The organism is Paenibacillus sp. Y412MC10, from assembly GCF_000024685.1.
In the GTDB taxonomy this organism is placed as follows: Bacteria; Bacillota; Bacilli; order Paenibacillales; family Paenibacillaceae; genus Paenibacillus_AQ; species Paenibacillus_AQ lautus_A.
The window spans coordinates 3,338,794-3,359,901 of the sequence record NC_013406.1 but is presented as its reverse complement, the minus strand read 5'-3'; the positions used below and the strand labels follow the sequence as shown (position 1 = coordinate 3,359,901).

Below are 21,108 nucleotides of genomic sequence, written 5' to 3'. Positions count from 1 at the left end.
ATTTAACTAATGAACAACGAGCTTTAGTCCTTTACCGAAGCGAATAATAATATATTACTCGTTTTATCCACCCGGTGTTTAAGTTATTGATATGGTAATAATGGGTAAACTTAGAAAGTATCACTTTGTAAATCGATGGACTTCAGAATTTTATAACGGAAGAGGATGAGACTGAATGAAGTCTTCTAAAACCCATGAAAATCAAACACAGCGCTCAAACTACGCCGAACGCAACCTATGGGCCGGCATCTTGTTCGGGTTAGGGCTGGTCGGATTTATCGATGAGGTGGTATTTCACCAATTGCTGCATTGGCATCATTTCTACGATAAGTCTACAAGCGATATCGGCCTTGTCTCTGATGGTCTGTTTCATGCGTTCAGCTGGTTTGCTACCATCGGCTCCTCGTTTCTGATTGCCGATCTGCACCGAAGGAACGCGTTTTGGGCTAAACGATGGATTGGAGGCATTCTGTTAGGCGGTGGCGCTTTCCAGCTGTACGACGGCATCATCCAGCACAAGTGGATGCGACTGCATCAGATTCGTTATTTCGTCGATATAAGACCCTACGACTGGGTCTGGAATCTGATTGCTGCCGGCATGACCATCTCTGGCATCATACTCATTGCACGAACTCGAAACCGCGTTCCTTCCGGGAAGGCCGCATCCTAAGATGAGTAGCCATTCGTTTCATCATCATGGTGCCGGAATGTTCGAAGGCGCTGCTGTATGGCACCCTTGGGAATGGATTTTGAGTTTCTTCCTCGCTGGCCTAATTTTGCTCTATTGGACAGCTGCTGCGGTTTCCAATCGACGCCACCGCATATGGCCTGCCCATCGTTATGTTTGCTGGATTGCGGGATTGACCTGCATAGGTTTGTCGCTGGCTGGCCCGTTGGCCCGGCTTGCCCCTGCGAATTTCCCGGTGCATATGCTTGGGCATCTGCTACTCGGCATGCTCGGGCCACTGCTGATTGCGTTTTCAGCTCCAATGACGCTTCTGCTTCGGTCAGTCCCAGTGCCGGTCGCAAGAAGAATTAGCCGATTGCTTAAGATCAAGCTCGTCCATTGTATCTCACATCCATTGGTGGCCGCTTTGTTGAATATCGGCGGCTTATGGATCCTCTACACCACCGGGTTGTTCACGGCCATGCATCATAGCCTAATTCTTCATATAGCCGTTCATTTTCATGTGTTTGCAGCCGGATATCTATTTACGGTTTCTTTGATCTACGTGGATGTGGTTCCCTACCGCCGAAGCTTTCGGCTTCGTGCGTTCATCCTGATCATTGCCATGGCGGGACACGGGATACTCTCCAAATACTTATATGCCCATCCGCCCGACGGTGTTCCTTTCGAGCAGGCAAAGCTTGGTGGAATGCTGATGTATTACGGCGGCGATGCCGTGGATCTCGTTCTCGTGTTGTGGATGTGCATGCAATGGTATAGGTCGTCCCGTCCGCGACCGGCATCGTTTCATCCAATCTCGGATTAATCGCCGCTTACCGGATTATGCTTGGTGTCACTGGTCTCCTCCGGCAGGCTGTTGGATATGCTCGGTACATTGCGCGGCTTATATTCAATGAGTTCCGAAGAGTATATGGCTACGGTCATTCTTCCCCCGTTCCCGAATGCCCGAATGAGGATGGGTTGATTATAGGCGTTCTCAAAGACAAAATCTGGGCCTCCCCAGCTAACCGTAGCGTCTCGACCAGGCAGCACGTAAGGGACGTTCCGGCTGTGAGAGTAGCGCTTCACAATCTGCAAACCTGCACGGTCAATCGCATTATACAGAGTCGAAGAAACCTGACAGATTCCGCCCCCCACTCCTTCGGACAATTCGCCTCTTACGATCACGCCGGCACGTTTGTAACCCCTGTCCGCCGTTCTCATGCCGACGACCTCATTGAACGAGAACGTTTCCCCGGGGAATACGACTGCGCTGTCAATCGCTTGAGCAGCCAACGAGATGTTATGGGAACGATTTTTGTTATTGGAATTAAAATAGGTTACATAGTAGCCGATCGGCTTGACGCGAATGGAAGCCAGAAGCTCGGTGTCCACTTTCGGATATATCGGATACCTCGGCGCTTCGATGGAAGAAGCCCCGGTGCCGTACCAATACGAGTAGTATTGTTCCAATAGCTTGCGGCGGTCCAGACGATGGCCGTTCTGACCCGGAACGATCTGGCCGCTGCTGCCAATCTTGGCATTTCGGGCTTCCATATAGGTCTTGCGATCAAGTTTATCCACCCATTGATCGTATTTGTCCATATCTAGCAGCGGGAACACATCAAGCGCATGTTCGCTTCGATTCACGCTTTCCATGACTTTGCCTTCCTGGGTAATCGTTAAATTGTCGTTCTCCGGTTCAGTCCCTTGCAGGAGCATGAACAGTAGGCTAATGACCGACATCCATTTCAAGTGGGTTCACCTGCTTTATCTTTGTGTTTTCCTCGTCTTCGTGCGTTTTTCCTGCTATGCCCGTTTACACATCTCTTTGGTATTATGATTGCATTCTAGGTAATTCATTCAGAATTGTTTTCTTAACAAAAAAAGAAGCCCGCACATTCATCGTGCGAGCTTCTTTGCAAAAGTACGATCTTATAAAGAGACTTGTGTCTCTTTCCTGCGGCTAATAGGCATGACGAGAAACAGAAACGAACTGACGGCCAGCAATTCCGCGATCCCGATGACGGTGCCCATAGGAGCTGCCGTCGTTCCGTCTCCAAGCCCGACAAGAGGGCTTGCGGCGGCGCCTAAGAGCAAAGGCAGCAAGCCTAGCAATGCAGATGCACTGCCTGAAGTATGGGCTTCCTGCTTCTGCATCGCCAGGGATGTTGTCGTTGCGCTAACCATCCCTACGGCAGAGACGATCAGGAACAGCATCGGCGCAATGAGAAACAGTCCGCCGCCAAGCCATGTAATGGCAAGCAGCGATGTGCCGCCAAAGGCTGCAATAAGAAGTCCCGTCGTCAGAAGTTTGGTTTCTCCTGTGCGGGAAGCCAATCTGCCGGTAATTTGGGAGAATAGTACGATACCAACCCCGTTAACGGCAAAGAATAGGCTGTACGTTTGAGGAGACACCCCGAAGATATCCTGCAGCACGAAGGGCGATCCCGAGATATAAGCGAACATCGCGGCCGATACGAACGCTTGGGAGAGCGCATATCCGATAAACACGCGATCCCGAACCAGCGTACCGAAGGTTTGAAAGGTTTGCCTGATCCCGCCGCTGGCTCTATTCTCCTTGTTCAACGTTTCCGGAAGACCAAACCATACGGCAAGCAGCATAAGCAATCCAATCAAAAACAGGACGACGAATACGCCGCGCCAAGATACAAAATTTAGAATAAAGGCTCCGAATACAGGAGCGATAATTGGAGCCAATCCGTTGATCAGCATCAGTAAAGTGAAAAATTTGGTCAGCTCCGAGCCGGTGTATAAATCCCGCACGACCGCCCTGGATATGACGATGCCGGCTGCTCCGCTGGCTCCCTGCACGAAGCGGAGCGCAACCAGAACCCAAATCGTCGGTGCAAATGCGCACAGTAAGGAGGTGACCGAATAAATAATCAGAGATATGATCAGTGGTGCTTTTCTCCCCCGTATATCGCTGAGCGGCCCGGCTACGAGCTGTCCAAGCGCCAGGCCAAGCAAAAATGCCGTCAAGCTTAATTGGGCTAACGATGCCGGCGACCCTAAACTTTCCGAAAGTTTAGGCAGTGCAGGCAAATACATGTCAACGGAGAGCGGTCCAAATGCCGATAGGGATCCGAGAATCAAGGCAAACTGCAGCCTCTTTCCACGAGTCAGGACCATGGCTGAACCGGTTTCTTTGGTGGAAATCGACATACTGACAGATACTTCCTTTCTCTTGCAACACATTGATGCATGGGTGATATGCTGCTGGCAATCCATCTTGATTGCTAAGCAACTATCCTATCATAGGTTATTTTTTTGGATATTACCAACCATTTTTACTAGGACAGGGGCATGCGCAAAGTAAACGTTGTGCCAATGCCCAGTTCGCTATGTACTGTAATTCTCCCGCCATGATCTTCTACAATTTTCTGACAGAGGGATAACCCGAGCCCCGTCCCTTCCTCCTTGGTCGTATAGAACGGATCGAAAATTTTGGCAAGATTTTCATCAGCGATCCCTTTGCCAGTATCCTCGATCTGAACAACGGCCATCCCCTCTTCTGCTTTAAGCGAGATTCGAACGGAACCGGTGTTTTCCATCGCCTGGAAGGAATTACGAATCAGATTGATCAGCACCTGGATGATCTTGTCCCGGTCCATCACGATTTGGATCGGCTCATCGCTTAAGTCGAGCAGAAACACATGTCCGTGCGAGGCCGCTTCGGATTCACATAAGGAGTAAACGCGCGTCATGCAGTCCGATAGGGACTCAACCCTCATATTGCTGGCATGGGGCTTAGAAAAATGTAAAAATTCAGCCGTCAGCTCCCCTACCCGCGTGATTTCCCCCATGATAACCTCATACCAGGGCTGTATATTATAACTTTGATTTTTGGAAAGCTGTATAAAGCCTTTAATCGAAGTCAGCGGATTGCGTATCTCGTGGGCCATTCCGGCAGCGAGCTCCCCCACCATCTTCATTTTTTCCGTACGGATCATCTCCTCCTGGCTTCTCATCCAGGAGTTGCGGCGCATTTGAAAAATCCGGTCCTCCGCCGTGCTGATGATCTCCTGATACGTTAAAGCTTCATGCGGGTAGCAAGTAATGCTATACGTCACCTGTACGCCGATATGCTCAAAATTGAACATGGTGCTGTCGATGTTGACATGCTCCGGTAGCAGTACGGCAAAGCGGTCTCCCGCATAGCGCGAGGCGGCCAGCATGTCGTTCAGGAACAATCTCCGCAGAGCACGCGAGAATCTGATCAGTATCTCATTTGCGGTGGAAATGTCCTTTGCATTTAACGATTTAAAGTTGTTGATATCGAGCAGCACCAGCTGAAACGGCTTGTTCACCTCAATGAGCTGCTGGACTTTATGCAAATACCCGTCATAATTCAGAAGACCGGTTAATGCATCATGGTACGTTAAGTAATCATTCTGCTTATATAATTTCTTCTTCTCCGATTCCAGAAAGTTAACAAAGTGGAATGAAATCACAATCACAAAGGAAGCCAAACAATCAAACACGGAGACCAGAACATTGTATTTCGTTAACGGCACGTAAGTCAGACGGATTAAGGAATACTGAAGAATGATCAGGAAGCACAGCGGCATCGTTTCCTTAAATCGTTCTTTGTTATGAATGGTATTAATGATCAGTATGTAATACAGGAGGATACACCAGTTTAATTGGCTTACATAGTGAAACGCCCCAAGAAACAGAAAATGAACATAACGAAGCCATTCGTACTTTCGATCAAAAACAACGGATACGTACAACAAAGTTGCCGTGAGCAGCATCAAAGGAATGGACGTGTGATAACCGAGATAGACCGACGATACTATGATAAAAATCGATATCAAGGGAACAAATAGGAGCTTAAGGACTAAAAACGACAAAGCGAATCACTCCTAAATCGCTATTACTGGCGCATATTGAAGAAATCAACGAGGCAAGTTCCACCAAATATGGTACACCATATACATGCGTCTGAACAGCAGGAAAACATCACTTTCAACAAAGCCGCCCTTTATTTTTTCCTGAAAATGGCGTTATTCCTGCCGTCAATTGCTATTTTCAGCTAAATTTCCTCATAACGTATCGATAGAATCTGATCGGTTACCGGATGATACGAAACCGTGACATAGACGCCGAATTCAACGTTCCCTTTCTTAAGCCACAGTTTGAACTTCTCCTCCGCCAAAACACTGGATATCTTGGTTCTGCCCATATACAAATAATCCACGACGTCCATATTATATTTCCGCTTGGTTTCGGTGACGGCTAAGGTTCCCCACTTGGCATAGGCAGGCTCTCTTCTGTTCACGGCATGAATCAAAGACTGCGCAATATCGGTCAGTTCACGCTGTCCGATCTCTGTGGAAGCTCGATTTGCTGTAGTTATGAGATATTGCCAATCCGCCTTTTCAAATACCAACAGCTGCAGCGTATTGAGCGGACCCTTGTAGAAATTAGCGGTTGTCTGCTCCGTCAATTCTAATGCTTGAAACGATAGGTGTTCCAGCTGCTGTCTATTCTCAACGGGATATAACTCGATCCTGTAGTCGTTCTCGGGTTTAAATTCGTTTCGATAATGGATCTCCAAATGCTCGTCAAGTCCGGCATGCGTGCCATAACAACGACCATATTGATGCGTAAAAGCTACGGCAGGCACTTGCGGCGGGAGCTGGATTTCTCTGCCGAAACGCTTCTCGCAAGCCCTTATCGCCTCCTCTGCAAGCTCGGCACCGCTTTCAAAAATGGCTTGCTGAAACGAAAACTCCGAAGATTCCATAGTCGCCTGATCATTAACGGGTGTGACCACGAGCGACAAAATGCTAGCGAATAAAAGGGTGCCCAGCATGTTATTCCTCCTCCTAGAGATTGGCAGACTTGCCTGATCCTAAGATTCCCGCGGACGCTCTTCTTATTCCTGACTTGGGATTCGTTGGATAATTCCTTTGAAAAATACACACACTGTGACGGACTATGCATGAATCCGAGGTGAGTACGCGTGGGGATGAAACAGATATTAAAATCTATTTTTTTGGTCACTCATGAGCATTCTGAATCCGGCACATCTCTATATAATCAACAGGATCCCACCCCCCAGGAAGAGGTTTCGCTGACGCTGAAGCATGTTGCGGATCAGTTTGACGATTCGGCCGACTTTGTCCATAAGATCTATCTTCATGGGCGCCTTCATGTTATGTATTTCAGCCATTTGGTCAATGAGGATCGGCTGGAACGGGATCTGCTTCCTCCCATTTTGAATTCCGACAACCCGCTCGATTTGTTGACGGAGCAATCACAATATGAGCATGTAACGGATTCGAAAACCTATGTGGAAGGTATTCTAAGCGGTATGGCCGCGTTTTATTATGAAGATCAAGCTTTCATGATCGATGTTATTTTCCCGACATCCCGGACGGTGGCTGAATCCGAAACGGAATCCATCATTATCGGACCGCACGAAGCGTTTACCGAACAAGCCTATACGAATCTGTCTTTAATCCGGAAGAGAGTGCAAAGTTCTCATCTCAAGGTCATCAAACTTTCCGTCGGCGAAGTTACGAAATCGGATATCTATGTTCTGTATATCCAGGACATCGCGAATGAGAAATACGTCAAAGAAGTAATTAAGCGGGTCGAAGCTATAGAGATTGATGCCATTCACGATACAAACATGCTGATCCAGTGCATTGACGATGATCCGTACTCGATTTTTGCGCAATTTTTGACCTCAGAGCGGCCGGATACCATTGCCTCCAAGCTGGTTTCGGGACGAGTCGTTGGAATTATGGACGGAAGTCCCACTGCTTTTAGCGCGCCCGCCAACTTTTTTGAATTTTTCTCGTCTTCCGACGATTATTACCAGAGGTGGAGCATTGGTACGGCGACCTTGTTCCTAAGGTTTGCAGCCCTTTTGATAACGGTGACGTTGACAGCCCTATATGTCTCGGTTACCTCGTTTCACTATGAAATGATTCCCGAGAATCTGATCCTTACGCTGACGGAGTCCAGAAGCAAAGTGCCGTTTCCTCCCATTTTCGAAGCGCTGCTCATGGAGACGACGATCGAGCTGCTGCGGGAGGCCGGGGCCAGGCTGCCTACCAAGATTGGACAGACTATCGGTATCGTAGGCGGCATCGTCATCGGCCAGGCGGCAGTGCAAGCCGGATTAACCAGTAATATTCTGATCATCTCCGTCGCCTCTTCGGCCATCGCTTCCTTTGTCATCCCGAACTATGTTATGAGCGCATCTTTTCGCTTGTTCCGTTTCGGGCTTATCGTATTGGCCGGTTTGTGGGGGAATATGGGACTTGCGCTTGGCTTGGCCTATATGGTCATTCACTTAAGCGGCTTGACGAGTGTCGGCTCCTCCTATCTAACACCCATCGCACCATTCGAGCCGTATGACTGGAAAGACGTATTTCTAAGACTTCCCTTTTCCACATTGGCCAAGCGGCCTACCCAAGTCAAAGCCAAAAACAAGGTCAAATTAAAAATGAAAAGGTGAGGCAACTTGAAGGAAAAACTATCCCAATTTCACACTGCGATCCTCATCTACATGATTCAAACGGGGGTCTACGTATTCAGCATTACGCAGGTGGAGGCCCAATATTTTGGTACAAACGGATGGCTCATTACGATCCCGGCATCCATCCTGGTCTGTCTGAACATTTATCAGATGTACTGGGTGTACCGGCTGGGCGAAGGACAGTCGATATTCGTCATTCTGGAGAAAAGCATTCCCAAGTTCATACTGGCCCCCTTCTATCTGGCGATCAGTACGGTATGGGCTTTGATCGGCTGCCTCGTCGCCAAGCAGTACGTGCTGATCTTTCAGATGTTTGCGTTCCCGACAACCAACCCGATGGTATTCAAGATAGCAATCGATGTCCTTGCTTTCATGCTGCTGACCAAGGGTTTGTACAATATCTCCAAAGCTTCCACGGTCTTTTTTTGGTGTACCATTTGGATGAGTTTGCTTCTGCTGTATTATGCAGGGGAATTTCGTATTGAAAGATTAACCCCCTATATATTTAAAGACAGTTCCAACATGTTGGAAGGAATCTTTCAAATCTATTTGGCATACCTAGGGTATGAGTTATGCTTACTGTTGTTTCCTTATACCGATAAGAAAACCAAATTGTTCAGGGCCGTCATCTACGGAAATTTGATACGTTCAGTATCCTATACCATCCTGGGTTTTGTTTCGTTTGGCGTGGTTGGCAGCGATATGCTGAAGGTCATGCTGTTCCCGTTACTGGATTTGCTGGCGTATATCAAACTTCCGTTTATCGAGCGAATCGAGAATCTTTTTTACGGCTTCTTCCTGTTCACGACCCTCATTACGCTAGTGCTTTATTTCTGGGCAGCGGGCGAAAGCACCCAACGTGTCTTTCCAAAAATCAAGATGAATGTGCAGTATTTCTTTATCATTCTTGTAGCACTGCTGATATCCTACATACCCGCGGTATTGAACCGAATCCGGGAGTGGCTTCTGTTTCTGGGTTACATCCAAATCGGGTTTGCTTACATCATGCCATTGATACTAATTATGCTGCTGCTGTGGCAGCGCAGAAAAAGGCAGCGTGATGCGCAATGTTAAAAAAATATGCATGCTTGTTCCTACTCTTATGCATCCTTCCTCTAGCAGGCTGCGGCGATCAACGCATCCTGGAAGATCTGGGGTTCATCCAGACGACCAGTTATGACTTGCTGCAGGATGGTAATTTAGCGATATCGGTCTCCATTCCGCAAGCGGATCCGGAAACTGCCTCTAAGCGGGAAGTGCTGACGGCAACGGCCAAGAGCAGCAAAGAAGCGAAGATGATTATGTCCAGACAAACCGGCATGCTGCTGGTAAGCGGGCAATTGCGGAACGTCCTGTTCGGACTTTCGATGGCGGAACAAGGGCTGCACGGACATCTGGATACCTTGTACAGGGATCCTTCCATATCGTCTCAAGTAAAAATAAGCGTGGTTGAAGGAAATGCCGGCGAACTGTTAATAGACGATTACAAGCAGCATCCGCGAACAGGGCGGTATATCGACATGCTGCTTGAAAAGGAGGCGCTCGGTCAGACCATCCCCAAGGTAACGCTGTTCAACTTTGCCAGGGATTATTTCGATCAGGGCGTAGATCCGGTTGCTCCGATAATTAAGAAGCATGACAAGAACTACATTACGACGAACGGAATTGCTTTATTCAAAGATGATCGCTATGTTGCTAAGATCGAGCCGCAGGATGCATTGATTTTCTCCTTTCTGAAGGGCAAGTTCAGAGAAGGTCAACTTAACATTGATCTGTCGGAGGATCCTAAGGACAAGAAAGAAGTCGTCATGTTCAGTTCATTGATCAGCTCACGAAAAGTCAAGGTCGTGCGCGGAGACCAGGGCATTGACAAAGTGATGTTTTACGTCAAGGTTTCCGGGTCCGTTCTGGAATACATCGGCGATGCCAGGTTAAGCAATGACCGCGAGCGGCATGAGCTGGAGCAGCGGATCAGCCAATATATTACGAAAAAAGGAAATGCCATGATCTCGATCATGAAACAGCATCAGATAGACAGCCTCGGAATCGGCAGGTACGTCCGTAACCGGATTGGCTATGAGCAATGGAAAAAGATGGACTGGCGGCAAGAATTGCAAAAGCTGCAGGTCGAATGCGTGATTGACGTTCATATCAAAGATTACGGGAAATTTAGATAAAACTTGGAAAGACCCCAATCGGGGTCTTTTTGTTGCCTAAAGAAATCGATTCCTTATGAGGTTTCGATAAAACTCGTGAGCTTAATGTTATGTATCATGACATTAATATTGACTATTTCTTTGTATAATGCTACATTTATCCAAAATAAACACCATTACGCAGCATGTCAGTCGATACCTAGCCTCATTTATGTTATGAATATTAACACATCTGAATGCAAAAGGAGTGGCTAAGATGCATTTAACTTACCAGGAAAGAGACAAATTAATGCTTTTTGTGGCAATGGAATTAGCGCAAAAACGATTAGCCCGCGGGTTGAAATTAAACTACCCGGAAGCGGCCGCACTCATTTCGGGTTTTGTTGTCGAAGGTGCTCGTGATGGTAAGTCCGTAGCCGAATTAATGGAGGAAGCCCGCCATGTGCTGTCGGCGGATCAAGTGATGGACGGCGTCGCCCAACTCCTCAGGGAAGTTCAAGTCGAAGCTACCTTTGTGGATGGCACCAAGCTGGTCAGCGTTCATGACCCGATTCAAGGCGCTCCGTCCTCTTCCGGCATTGTTGCAGGTGAATACGACCTGCGAGACGAGCCGATTCAGCTGGTGCCGGACCGGCCCCGCATTACGCGTGAGGTTACAAATAGCGGCGACCGTCCGATTCAAGTAGGATCGCACTTCCATTTTTACGAATGCAATCCCGCCTTGTTATTCGACCGGAACGGAACGCAAGGATACAGGCTCGATATCGCCTCCGGTTTATCGGCAAGATTCGAGCCCGGGGAAATCACGAAGGTGACGCTTGTTCAAATTGGCGGGAGCCAGGAAATTCATGGTTTTGCAGGTCTGACGAACGGAAAAACCAATGGGATGGTGAGCTTATGACAACAATCGACCGCGCGACCTATGCCAGCATGTATGGACCTACGACAGGGGATCGGGTAAGGCTTGCCGACACCTCCCTCTGGCTTGAGATAGAGAAGGATTATACCGTTTATGGGGATGAATGCGTCTTCGGCGGCGGTAAAGTGATACGTGACGGCATGGGACAGCATCCGCTCGCGACCCGAGCGGAAGGGGCACTGGATCTGGTCATTACGAATGCCATCATTGTGGATACCTGGGGAATCGTGAAAGCGGACATCGGGATTAAGGACGGGTACATCAGCGGCATCGGAAAAGCAGGTAATCCGCTTATGATGGATGGTGTCACCGACGGCATGATCATCGGCGTGGGCACGGAAGTCATCTCCGGAGAGAACTTGATCGTAACGGCCGGCGGCGTGGATTCGCATGTGCATTTCATCAGTCCGCAGCAAGTCGAAATCGCGCTCCAGAGCGGGATCACTACATTCGTTGGCGGAGGCACCGGTCCCGCAACGGGCACCTTGGCAACCAATTGTACGTCGGGGGTATGGAATCTGCAGCGAATGCTGCAAGCGACCGATGCGCTGCCGATCAATATGGTATTTCTGGGACGAGGAAACAGCAGTCGTCCGGAAGCGCTGGCCGAACAAGTCCATGCCGGGGCGGCTGGACTCAAAATCCACGAAGATTGGGGCAGCACGCCCTACGTTATCGACAAGTGCCTGAGCGTTGCCGAAGAACTGGATGTGCAGGTCAACATCCATACCGACACGTTGAACGAAGCCGGTTATGTTGAAGACAGCCTGCGCTCCTTTAACGACCGGGCGATTCATACCTACCATACCGAAGGTGCGGGAGGCGGTCATGCACCGGATCTGCTGCGGGTTGCCTCCATGCCGAATGTCCTCCCCTCCTCGACCAGTCCAACCATGCCATATACAGTGAATACGGTTGACGAGCATCTGGATATGCTGATGATCTGCCATCATCTGGATCCGCGTATTCCCGAGGATGTTGCCTTCGCCGCGTCACGGATTCGTGCGGAGACGATCGGGGCGGAAGATATTTTGCATGACATCGGGGCGATCAGCATGACCAGTTCCGATTCGCAGGCAATGGGACGGGTTGGTGAGGTCGCTATCCGTACATGGCAAACGGCCGACAAAATGAAACAGCAGCGCGGTCCGCTCGGGCCGGATTCCAAATCTGACAATTTCCGCATCAAGCGCTATATCGCCAAATATACCATTAACCCGGCCATGACCCATGGGATATCCGATTATGTCGGTTCCGTCGAGGTAGGAAAAATGGCCGATCTCGTACTTTGGAAACCGGCCTTCTTCGGAGCTAAACCGGAGATCGTGCTGAAGAGCGGCATGATTGTCCATGCCGTCATGGGAGATCCCAACGCTTCCATCGCTACACCGCAGCCGTATATGTATCGGCCGATGTTCGGCAGCTATGGCGGCGCTCAGGCAGCGCTAAGCGCCACCTTCGTTTCCCAAGCCTCCCTGCAATTAGGGACGCTGGATCCATTAGGATTGCGTAAGCAGCTCCTGCCTGTAAGGAACTGCCGAACCGTAAGAAAGGCGGATCTTGTCCACAATGGGGAGACGCCGGAAATCATGGTCGATCCGGCGACCTATGCCGTAACCGTTAACGGCGAGAAGCTGACAAGCGCCCCATCGTCTCATCTGCCGTTATCCCAGCGCTATTTCCTGGTATAATGGCCAAAGATCCATGCAAGCGTAATTAAGGATCCCTCTTATAATCCACATTTAAACGAACAACCATGAGCAGCTCGGCTTGCCGCTCATGGTTGTTCGTTTTATTCATAGCTTCTCAGCAGTGCATGCGAGCATGCCGTCTGAAGATCCCTCCAGCAGCGATTGATTTCGGAATCTTCCATGGCAGCAGATAAACCGAACAGCGGAAACAGCTGCTGGCCGCAGAATAACGCAGCTTGGGCTGTTTCGATGCTTTGGGCCGTTACATGTGCCTCCGTGGCATCCGATAAGGCACCGTTAGCCATCAGCTCTGCCCACGACGCTTCTACCCACTTATAAAAATCAGCGATCGATAGATGCAATGCCGATTTATTCTCATTCAGCTTGCCGATCACATGGGAGGAACTCCCCCGCTTGACCGCAAGCGATTCCGCAGCTTCAAGGAAATGCTCCGCGATCCCGACTGCAACACCGGCAAAGGATACTTGAGCAAACGGAAGGAATGGATAGCGATAAATCGGCTCGTCCTCATACCCTTTCGTTTCCGTAAGCGAGAATGTCATCTCATCCGGAACGAATGCCTCTACAGCGGATATGGTGTGGCTCCCTGTTGCCCGAAGGCCAAAGGCATTCCAATCCTGCTGGATTTCGATCTGGTCAGGATTCATGATAAAGGACCGGATCTCGGGTTCGCCCTGATCTGCAGTCGGCTCGCCAGGGGCATCTTGTAGCGTGGAACCCTTTTCAACAACTGCGTTGGCCGTAAAGGTCGTGGCATAAGTAGACCCGCTGCAATACTTCCAGCTGCCAGTCACGATATAACCGCCGTCCACCTGTCTGGCGGTACCTGTCGGCATGCCGCTGCCCGCAATCACCGCTTCACGGCGCGCAAACACCCGGCGGCTGATATCCGAGCTCATCAGTGCGGCAAAGAATCCTCCGCCTGCTCCAATCGCAACCATCCATCCGAGGTTGCCGTCGATTCGGGCACTTTCTTGGAAGAAACGCGTTGCATCCGGCAGAGGGGTCATCCTTCCTTCCAGCTCGTCGGGAACAAACAGGTGAAACAAACGATGATCATATATGGTTTTCAGCACGTCGGGAGTTACTTGTCTATGCTTATCCATCCCAAGCGCTTGTTCTCTTATGGTTTGAATCTCTTGCTCCGTAAATAACATGTCTCCACCGCTTTCCGTGATCATTTCTCTTTCAGAATGATCGTCTGCTCTTTATGAAATCATAATCTATGAATTTATTAATCTATTCTTTAGGAGCCGTTTCATCGATCTGAATTAACGCCTTTTCCAGGGAGCGCATCAAAGACACTCGTTGTATCCTATGATCCTCATAAGTGCTCAACAGGTGATCGATTTCAGTTTGCATGCTGCCCTTTATGGCATCCGAGCCGAACAATTCAGACAATCCTAGGCTTTCTGCATCTAACTGCCGCAATTCCTCCATGAAGCCTGTCTCCGTAAGATTCATTTCCATCATCTCACTTAACAGCGACTTCAGCTTCGCAGCCTTAGCCAGGCGTTGTTCATGACTCCACCGCTCCTTTGGACTCGATGTATCCACAAGCGAGACGCTATAGTGCCGCATGGCATCCAACTCGCCGGAGTAAGCTAAAGCACCTCTCTGAATCAGATGACGTATGCGGTACTCGATGAAAAAGTCGGAAACGGTTAATTCCCCCTGTCCGATGACCTCGCCAATAACCCGAGCGGATTTCTTGAAGAATCCATGCCTGGCTTCAAGGCGGTATACGGTTTTCAGAATTTCTTCATCGTAGTAAGATTCTGGAACGGTACACAGCATATCACCTTGAAGCACCCGAAGGAACCCACCTTCGCTCAAAAGGCGCTCCCAGTCTGCGCGATAGCCAGCCTGCTCTTGCAGCGACAATGGGACCGGCTCGGCTGCGTCCAGAACATGCTGAAGCTGATTCGCGTTCATTTCAAATGTTCCTTTGAACCATTGATTTGGATTTTGCTGATGAAGCACGCTTGTCGCATTCACCAATCTCACCTCAGAATGGTCCGGCATTAAGGACAGCAGTCTTCGCAGGCCCAGCTGTTCCGCCGCGGAATCGCCAGCCCAGATCAGGCATGGGGTCTCTTTCATCTGCTGAGGCCAGGTTAGCCACGCGAACGCTGCCTGCAGCATCGTTAATTTCCTATCTTCCGCATGCGCGGTGCTATAACATTCCTCAAACCACTGCTTTCGGGCGGAGAACGAACGGGCGAAAGCATGATCGTTCGGAAGCGGTCCGGCCATGAGATTATCGCCTAATGTCACTACGATTTCACCGGGTTTCGACAGCAGCATGATCTTGAGCGATCCTGCCGTCGACTCATCAAAGGCAATATGGATTCGCGATACGTTTCCGCGATGAATCGGCGATTCCCGCAGGTAGGCTTCATTCCCCATCGCCCATTCTTTATCGAACGCCTCTAGGAAGAGCTCCAGACTTTGATGCTTACCCTCTGCAAGCAGCTTGGCCGATTCGGTATTCATCCGGTCCTTCAGCTTCAAGAGCTTTTCAGAGAAATGGTTAATGGCTGTGCTCTTTCCCTTTCGATATTCCTCCAGGGTCATATGCTCGCGGAGTGGAACAGACGGATCGTACATACTCTGTCCTTTCCATCCGGAATATGCGAAAGTACGAGCGATTCCGATAACCCCCATCGCATCAAGCCGATCCGCATCTTGGACAATTTGGCCTTCCAGCGTTTTCATAGCACTCCCTGTTCCGCCTGAGAATGACATCGTACCGATGATCCCCAGCACATGCTCCTGATCAGATGCTTCTACGCCGGCTTGTTTCAACCAATGGCGAGCCCGTTCGTAACCTGCTTCTTTTGATTCGTTCAATTTCTCGTCGGCTACGTCATGGAGGACTGCCGATAACTCACATATGTATGCGTTGGCGCCTTCAAGATGAGCCAGTATCCGGGCGATGCGGGTGACACGCTGAACGTGCCACCAGTCGTGGCCGCTTGCATCCCCTTCGTGTACGGCGCGAGCAAAGTCTTGGGCTTGCCGAATGATATGACTCTGGGTCGATTTCATTTGATTCTACATCTCCTATCCCGGGTTCCGGTCTATTAGCTCTATTATTCCCGATTTACCTAAACGCCGCAACATGGAGTAAGTTATCGGCATTTGTATCCCCCATGCGAATGGGGGCATATGATAAACAGAACTGTGTTGATGACCCATTACAACCGTATAGAGTCACCTTCGGTTAGGATACAGAAAGGAACATGACAGCCATGCTGGTGTTTATTCTACCTGGATTATATCCTCATTTAAGCGAGAATACCGTATCCTCGGTTTTGCGTGTTTTTTCAAATGCCCGTCCTATCGTGATTCAAAACGAACAGGAGTCTGCAGCAATAATGAACGAAGCGCTGTCCGATAACCTGAATACGCCATGGTTCATGACACTCTGTGCCGGAGATACTGTGCAGCCTATGGCGAAGAAAGAAATCGAACGATGGCTGCAAACTTACGCTGACGGCTCCGCTGGCTTTATACTGACTTCCGCAACCAAAACAGACCAGCCAATAGTATTTCACAAAAGACCTGTTCCAAACTTCCATACTCCCCGCGGCCCCCTGTTATGGCGTACGAGCATCGTGATGAATGGACAGACACCGGGTTTTTCGAGCAATGATCAGCTGCCGTTCCAGAAATACGTGTTGATCGATAAGCAGATCCAGCTAACCAGCCACTATGAATGGAAGGAAGTAGATTCTGAGGGGATCTTATACCATCATCGCGGTGCCCCTCCCTGGATGAAGGAAGCAGAGGAATGGAACGCAATCTCTCCGCTTCTTCATGCTCCATCCCGCGTTCAGACTATCAATGAAAAACAAATCCCTCCTATAGTTACCATTGCGCTGTGCACATTTAACGATGGTGAATACTTGCCGTGGGCTATTCGCTCCGTATTGTCACAGACGATCACAGCTTGGGAGCTGATCATAGTTGATGATCATTCAAGTGATGATACTCCAAGCATCCTGGCGGGATTACCGGCAGATAAGCGTATAAATACAGTGAGACTACATCAAAATCTGGGTAAGGCTCATGCCCTGAACATAGCGCTTCAAATGGCAAGGGGGGCCTGGTTTCTTGAGCTGGATGCCGATGATTGGCTGTCACCAGATATTCTGAACGTTTTTCTGCAAGAAGCTAAGAAGGAGCCGAATGTTGGTGTACTGTATGCGAATCATTTTGAATGGGTCGAGCGTTTGAATAAACAGCTCCTTTACCAGGGGGTCCGAACCGGACCTTCCCATTTGTCCGCGGAGCGACTCCTCGTAGAAGCTATGGCAGTAGCCCCAAGAATGTTCAATATCTCTGTAATCAAGCAGCTAGGAGGATGGAACACCTCGGTTCCATTCGAAGGACGTCTATACGAAGATATCGAGATGTTATCCAAGGTTTCAAGCTTCCATCCCGTTTACATTCCTCAACCGCTATATCATAGAAGAATAAGGAGCTCAAGCATGACGCATCGGCATCTTAATCACTATGAGAAATGGAAGAACTCGATATTTTGAAATAGTTATTGCAAAGTTCCTCATCTCAAATAATGACTACGGAAGTATGCGAACCAATGATATATTATTGTTGATGATGGTGACCTGCCTTGAGGACGGCAAATAGTTTGAGCTTACAACCTGAACTGTGATCAAGCCGCCTGCTGCCGATAATAACTGTCCTTGAAGGAACTGATTGGCCTGGATAACCTCCACTGTCCTGCCAAGGAAAGTTGCCAGTATTTCCGAAAAATCCATCCATTCTTACCTCCCTGTTCAACATTATTCAATAGATAAAACACTACTCAACGGTATTATGGCAATACTTCCGTTAGGCTCCGAGATTTGAATATAATTGTCTCCAATAGACACCAATGAACCGAAAATCGAACCAGCCGGAGTTTCGATGGTTATTCGAGTATTCAGACGCGATCTTAAATAAGCAGTGACATTATTCCAATCCGCGTAGCCATAATCCTCCACTTGCTTCTGAAGAGCGTTTACCCGTATGGTAAGTCGTCTGAGCTGTAATTTGATTTGAGATATGCTATGAATCAATCTTCGACGCAACCGATTTAGCTTACTCAGAACCGTTATCGGCTTTTTGGCACGCTTATGTTTTCTCTTGCCAACAATGAATTTGCAATCTTTTTGATGGCTTCGGTTCCAATATCTCCTCACACTAGCTGCCTCCCTCCGTATAGTCACTGGTACAATATGTATAAATCCATCCAATGGAAACCGGATTAGCTAAAGATAAGAAAAGGGCCTACAACTATAGATCCGTGTAAATTGTTGCAAGATAATTCAATGCGGGAATCATACATACCCATTTTGATAAAACCAATGCCGGATGGTGTTCTACCCATACAGATACATGGGGTGATACATACTTTGTTAAAGAGACAATCACACACGAGAGAGGAGGCTACTCTTGAATAAAATCACAAACAACCGGCGCAGATCTTCTACAAATCGCACGAGTCCCCGTCAGATTAAGCTTCGTAAATCAAACTATAAATTGTACAAAAAGAAAAGGTCAGTTCAGCCGGTACCTCCGATTTCCCTATCACATACAACTCATCAACAATCCGTCAGACCTTTTGAATCCGAAGCTGCCCATGCCCGTGCTGCGCCCCAGGTAACGGGGTTAATCGCACCCGGGATAACGCCGTTATACGACATTATTCGTTTTCCCGTCATTGATTGGCAATTCAGATGGCAGCGGCCGCAGCAATTATCCGAACAGTTCGCTCAACAGGGGCATCGTGTCTTCTATGTAACGACGGAGATCAACAGTGTGCGCAAGGAAGAGGCTTCCAAAGAAGAGGTAGGACGTTTTGTCTCCATTAAGAACATCGATCGAAACGTATGGCTCGTTACTTTGTGCGCGCATAAACCTCTAAATCTATATAAAGATGAGATGAGCAGCTGGGATATCCAGTACCTAAAATGGTCTATAGAGCACGTACGAGACAAATTCGGGATATCCCAAGTGGTATCGATTGTCGATTTACCGTTCTGGACTCCTCTTGTCACGGCCATGGAGCAACATCATATCGTGTATGATTGCATGGATCATCATGCGGGTTTCTCGACCAATGATCCTGCCATGCTCCATCAGGAGGAACGCCTGCTTCGGGTGGCCGGGCTTGTCGTAACGTCCTCACAGCATTTGTACGATTGGGCTATTGAACATAATCCATCCACGGTCCTTATCCGCAATGCCGCTGATATCTCTCATTTCTTAAAACCGCCTGAACAATCGTTGACGGAGCTGAAGTCCATAAAGCAGCCGATTATCGGTTATTACGGGGCGATATCCGACTGGTTCGATATACGTCTGATCGAAACAGTGGCCAGAAACAGACCCGAATGGACATTCGTTCTGATTGGACACACCTTTGGTTGTGATACCACTGACGTCGAGAAGCTGGACAACGTCGTGCTTTTGGGCGAGAAGCCCTATCATGAGCTGCCAATCTATTTACATCGATTCCAAGTTGCATTAATTCCTTTCATGAAGAATATGCTCACCAAGGCTACAAATCCTGTCAAACTGTACGAATATCTTGCGGCTGGAAAACCAGTCGTATCTACCGACCTTCCGGAGGTTGAAGCCGTTGCTTCCGATATGGTCTCCATTGCAGATACGCCTGATAAATTCGAACAGGCGATTCATGAAGCACTTCAGGAATCCGGTACCGAGCAGATCAAACGAAGGCAAGAATTCGCCCGTCACAATAACTGGGTTCAAAGATACCAGGTTCTAAACGACTACATTACACAGCATCTGTTTCCTAAGGTTAGCGTCATTATTGTCGTTCACAATAAATGGTCTTACACCGAGCAATGTCTCCGCAGTTTACTGCAAAAGGGACATTATCCAAACCTGGAAGTTGTTATCGTCGATAATGCCTCGACGGATCAAACTTCTTTCCACCTTAAAGCTCTTAACAACCCGCTAGTTAAAGTTATTTCGTCTCAGAAAAATCTTGGTTTTTCCGCAGGGAACACACTCGGATGCCTGGAATCAACAGGTGAGTATATGATCCTGCTTAACAACGATACGCTTGTACCTGATGGCAGCTGGATTACCCGATTGCTCCGGCCATTTCACGAAGACCCGCAAATCGGAATGACGGGCCCGATGTCCAATTATGTGGGTAATGATCAAGCGTTGGATCATTTCATCGGCGACGCGGTATACGGTGCCGATGTTCGTTGGTTGCATGATTTCTATGAGCTGTACCATGAGAAAATCAGATATACCGATTTGCTTGGATTCTTCTGTGTTGCCATGAAGCGCAGTGTATGGGATAAGGTTGGCTCCCTCGATCCGGCCTACGGAATTGGCATGTTCGAGGATGATGATTACTGTGAACGGGTACGCAATGCAGGTTACCGTCTGGCTATCGTCGAGGATGCTTTTGTATATCATTACGGCAGTGCCACCATTAAAGAGCTGAAGCCCCAAGCATACGATTCGTTGTGGGAAAAGAACAAGGCATACTACGAGCAGAAATGGAACAAAACCTGGAGATTACCGAAAGGTCCTCACAGCCTGTTTCATTTGGCGGATCATCCGCAGGAAATCGCCAATCGGATTCATGTGACAGGGAAGAAGTTCGCTTTGGTTCTGGGTGATAAAGTATGGGATGCCCATTCCAAACGCTGGCAGAAAATCGTCATGGGATTGACGGAGGATGAGAACTTGTATGTCATCGTATATGCGCATGAATACCACGGCAACCCGATAATCGGAACTCGCAAGGTGGGTCCAAGACTGTATTTCACAAACAGGATCGATTTATTCTCTCAAGTCACATTTGATCATGTAATATACTGCGGTTCAACCGATGTTTACCCCTACCTGCGTTCCGACCATTTTGTAGCGGATTCGCTTTGTTATCATGATCATCGGCTCAAAGCTCTTCAATCCAACTTGCCCAATATCAAGGTGTTTGGGGATGCTCTTGTGACTCATACCGTACGTAATGTCATGTCTCTTACAAGGGATATATCGACCGTATAGTATAAAATGGAACTCCCTAAATAACTGGAGAATAAAAGCCCATCCATGCTTCTGAAGTTCGTTCAGAAGCA

At 48.6% G+C, this 21,108-nt stretch carries 16 protein-coding genes; 9 read left to right on the top strand and 7 right to left on the bottom strand.

The annotated features are described in order from the left end of the window. Nucleotides 1-175: 175 nt before the first annotated feature. Nucleotides 176-670 carry a DUF2243 domain-containing protein gene (locus GYMC10_RS14665; RefSeq protein WP_015735196.1) on the top strand — a complete coding sequence of 165 codons (495 nt, stop codon included), beginning with the start codon at nucleotides 176-178 and terminating at the stop codon, nucleotides 668-670. A gap of 1 nt (nucleotide 671) precedes the next feature. Beyond that, the gene (locus tag GYMC10_RS14660) at nucleotides 672-1,493 is read left to right on the top strand and encodes a cytochrome c oxidase assembly protein (protein WP_015735195.1); all 822 of its coding nucleotides are present in this window, start codon (nucleotides 672-674) and stop codon (nucleotides 1,491-1,493) included. On the opposite strand, the gene GYMC10_RS14655 is transcribed toward GYMC10_RS14660, so the two are convergent. The 4 genes from GYMC10_RS14655 to GYMC10_RS14640 form a co-directional block, all read right to left on the bottom strand. Beyond that, a complete protein-coding gene (locus GYMC10_RS14655; protein ID WP_015735194.1) occupies nucleotides 1,490-2,422 on the bottom strand; it encodes a VanW family protein in 933 nt (310 codons plus the stop codon). The two genes, GYMC10_RS14660 and GYMC10_RS14655, sit on opposite strands and share 4 nt — an antisense overlap. A 180-nt stretch (nucleotides 2,423-2,602) precedes the next feature. Continuing rightward, nucleotides 2,603-3,853, bottom strand: coding sequence for a multidrug effflux MFS transporter (locus GYMC10_RS14650; RefSeq protein ID WP_015735193.1), 1,251 nt, complete (start codon nucleotides 3,851-3,853; stop codon nucleotides 2,603-2,605). Nucleotides 3,854-3,981: 128 nt separating this feature from the next. Beyond that, nucleotides 3,982-5,544, bottom strand: coding sequence for an ATP-binding protein (locus GYMC10_RS14645; RefSeq protein WP_015735192.1), 1,563 nt, complete (start codon nucleotides 5,542-5,544; stop codon nucleotides 3,982-3,984). A gap of 182 nt (nucleotides 5,545-5,726) precedes the next feature. Further along, nucleotides 5,727-6,509: a YqzG/YhdC family protein gene (locus tag GYMC10_RS14640; RefSeq protein ID WP_015735191.1), complete on the bottom strand. Its 783-nt coding sequence runs from the start codon at nucleotides 6,507-6,509 to the stop codon at nucleotides 5,727-5,729. Nucleotides 6,510-6,665: 156 nt separating this feature from the next. Here GYMC10_RS14640 and GYMC10_RS14635 point away from each other — a divergent pair, with 156 nt between their 5' ends. The 5 genes from GYMC10_RS14635 to ureC all read left to right on the top strand — a co-directional run bounded on the left by GYMC10_RS14635 (nucleotide 6,666) and on the right by ureC (nucleotide 12,952). Then, entirely contained in the window at nucleotides 6,666-8,165 is a 1,500-nt protein-coding gene (locus GYMC10_RS14635) for a spore germination protein (RefSeq protein WP_261979724.1), read from the top strand. A gap of 6 nt (nucleotides 8,166-8,171) precedes the next feature. Then, on the top strand, nucleotides 8,172-9,260 hold the full coding sequence (locus GYMC10_RS14630) for a GerAB/ArcD/ProY family transporter (RefSeq protein ID WP_015735189.1): 1,089 nt from the start codon (nucleotides 8,172-8,174) through the stop codon (nucleotides 9,258-9,260). Then, nucleotides 9,254-10,363, top strand: a complete 1,110-nt coding sequence (locus tag GYMC10_RS14625; protein ID WP_015735188.1) for a Ger(x)C family spore germination protein — start codon at nucleotides 9,254-9,256, stop codon at nucleotides 10,361-10,363. Before GYMC10_RS14630 ends, GYMC10_RS14625 begins: the two co-directional genes overlap by 7 nt. A gap of 235 nt (nucleotides 10,364-10,598) precedes the next feature. After that, entirely contained in the window at nucleotides 10,599-11,243 is a 645-nt protein-coding gene (gene ureA, locus GYMC10_RS14620; RefSeq protein WP_015735187.1) for an urease subunit gamma, read from the top strand. Then, complete coding sequence (ureC, locus tag GYMC10_RS14615) at nucleotides 11,240-12,952, top strand: urease subunit alpha (RefSeq protein ID WP_015735186.1); 1,713 nt, start codon at nucleotides 11,240-11,242, stop codon at nucleotides 12,950-12,952. The genes ureA and ureC overlap by 4 nt, the downstream gene beginning before the upstream one ends. A gap of 101 nt (nucleotides 12,953-13,053) precedes the next feature. On the opposite strand, the gene GYMC10_RS14610 is transcribed toward ureC, so the two are convergent. Both GYMC10_RS14610 and GYMC10_RS14605 read right to left on the bottom strand, forming a co-directional pair. After that, the gene (locus tag GYMC10_RS14610) at nucleotides 13,054-14,130 is read right to left on the bottom strand and encodes an acyl-CoA dehydrogenase (protein ID WP_261979723.1); all 1,077 of its coding nucleotides are present in this window, start codon (nucleotides 14,128-14,130) and stop codon (nucleotides 13,054-13,056) included. 82 nt (nucleotides 14,131-14,212) lie between these two features. Further along, nucleotides 14,213-16,024, bottom strand: a complete 1,812-nt coding sequence (locus GYMC10_RS14605) for a DUF3658 domain-containing protein (RefSeq protein WP_015735184.1) — start codon at nucleotides 16,022-16,024, stop codon at nucleotides 14,213-14,215. A 194-nt stretch (nucleotides 16,025-16,218) separates the two neighbouring features. Here GYMC10_RS14605 and GYMC10_RS14600 point away from each other — a divergent pair, with 194 nt between their 5' ends. Next, the gene (locus GYMC10_RS14600) at nucleotides 16,219-17,523 is read left to right on the top strand and encodes a glycosyltransferase family 2 protein (RefSeq protein WP_261979722.1); all 1,305 of its coding nucleotides are present in this window, start codon (nucleotides 16,219-16,221) and stop codon (nucleotides 17,521-17,523) included. A gap of 36 nt (nucleotides 17,524-17,559) precedes the next feature. Here the strand turns inward: GYMC10_RS14600 and GYMC10_RS14595 are convergent, their stop codons facing one another. Continuing rightward, on the bottom strand, nucleotides 17,560-17,760 hold the full coding sequence (locus GYMC10_RS14595) for a hypothetical protein (RefSeq protein ID WP_015735182.1): 201 nt from the start codon (nucleotides 17,758-17,760) through the stop codon (nucleotides 17,560-17,562). Nucleotides 17,761-18,436: 676 nt separating this feature from the next. Here GYMC10_RS14595 and GYMC10_RS14585 point away from each other — a divergent pair. Beyond that, complete coding sequence (locus tag GYMC10_RS14585; protein ID WP_015735180.1) at nucleotides 18,437-21,037, top strand: glycosyltransferase; 2,601 nt, start codon at nucleotides 18,437-18,439, stop codon at nucleotides 21,035-21,037. Nucleotides 21,038-21,108 lie beyond the last annotated feature (71 nt).

Coding starts and splice junctions, on each gene's coding strand:
- GYMC10_RS14665 (WP_015735196.1), top strand. CDS start 176: ATGAAGTCTTCTAAAACCCATGAAAATCAAACACAGCGCTCAAACTAC.
- GYMC10_RS14660 (WP_015735195.1), top strand. CDS start 672: ATGAGTAGCCATTCGTTTCATCATCATGGTGCCGGAATGTTCGAAGGC.
- GYMC10_RS14650 (WP_015735193.1), bottom strand. CDS start 3,853: ATGTCGATTTCCACCAAAGAAACCGGTTCAGCCATGGTCCTGACTCGT.
- GYMC10_RS14640 (WP_015735191.1), bottom strand. CDS start 6,509: ATGCTGGGCACCCTTTTATTCGCTAGCATTTTGTCGCTCGTGGTCACA.
- GYMC10_RS14635 (WP_261979724.1), top strand. CDS start 6,666: ATGAAACAGATATTAAAATCTATTTTTTTGGTCACTCATGAGCATTCT.
- GYMC10_RS14625 (WP_015735188.1), top strand. CDS start 9,254: ATGTTAAAAAAATATGCATGCTTGTTCCTACTCTTATGCATCCTTCCT.
- ureA (WP_015735187.1), top strand. CDS start 10,599: ATGCATTTAACTTACCAGGAAAGAGACAAATTAATGCTTTTTGTGGCA.
- ureC (WP_015735186.1), top strand. CDS start 11,240: ATGACAACAATCGACCGCGCGACCTATGCCAGCATGTATGGACCTACG.
- GYMC10_RS14610 (WP_261979723.1), bottom strand. CDS start 14,130: ATGTTATTTACGGAGCAAGAGATTCAAACCATAAGAGAACAAGCGCTT.
- GYMC10_RS14605 (WP_015735184.1), bottom strand. CDS start 16,024: ATGAAATCGACCCAGAGTCATATCATTCGGCAAGCCCAAGACTTTGCT.
- GYMC10_RS14600 (WP_261979722.1), top strand. CDS start 16,219: ATGACAGCCATGCTGGTGTTTATTCTACCTGGATTATATCCTCATTTA.
- GYMC10_RS14595 (WP_015735182.1), bottom strand. CDS start 17,760: ATGGATTTTTCGGAAATACTGGCAACTTTCCTTGGCAGGACAGTGGAG.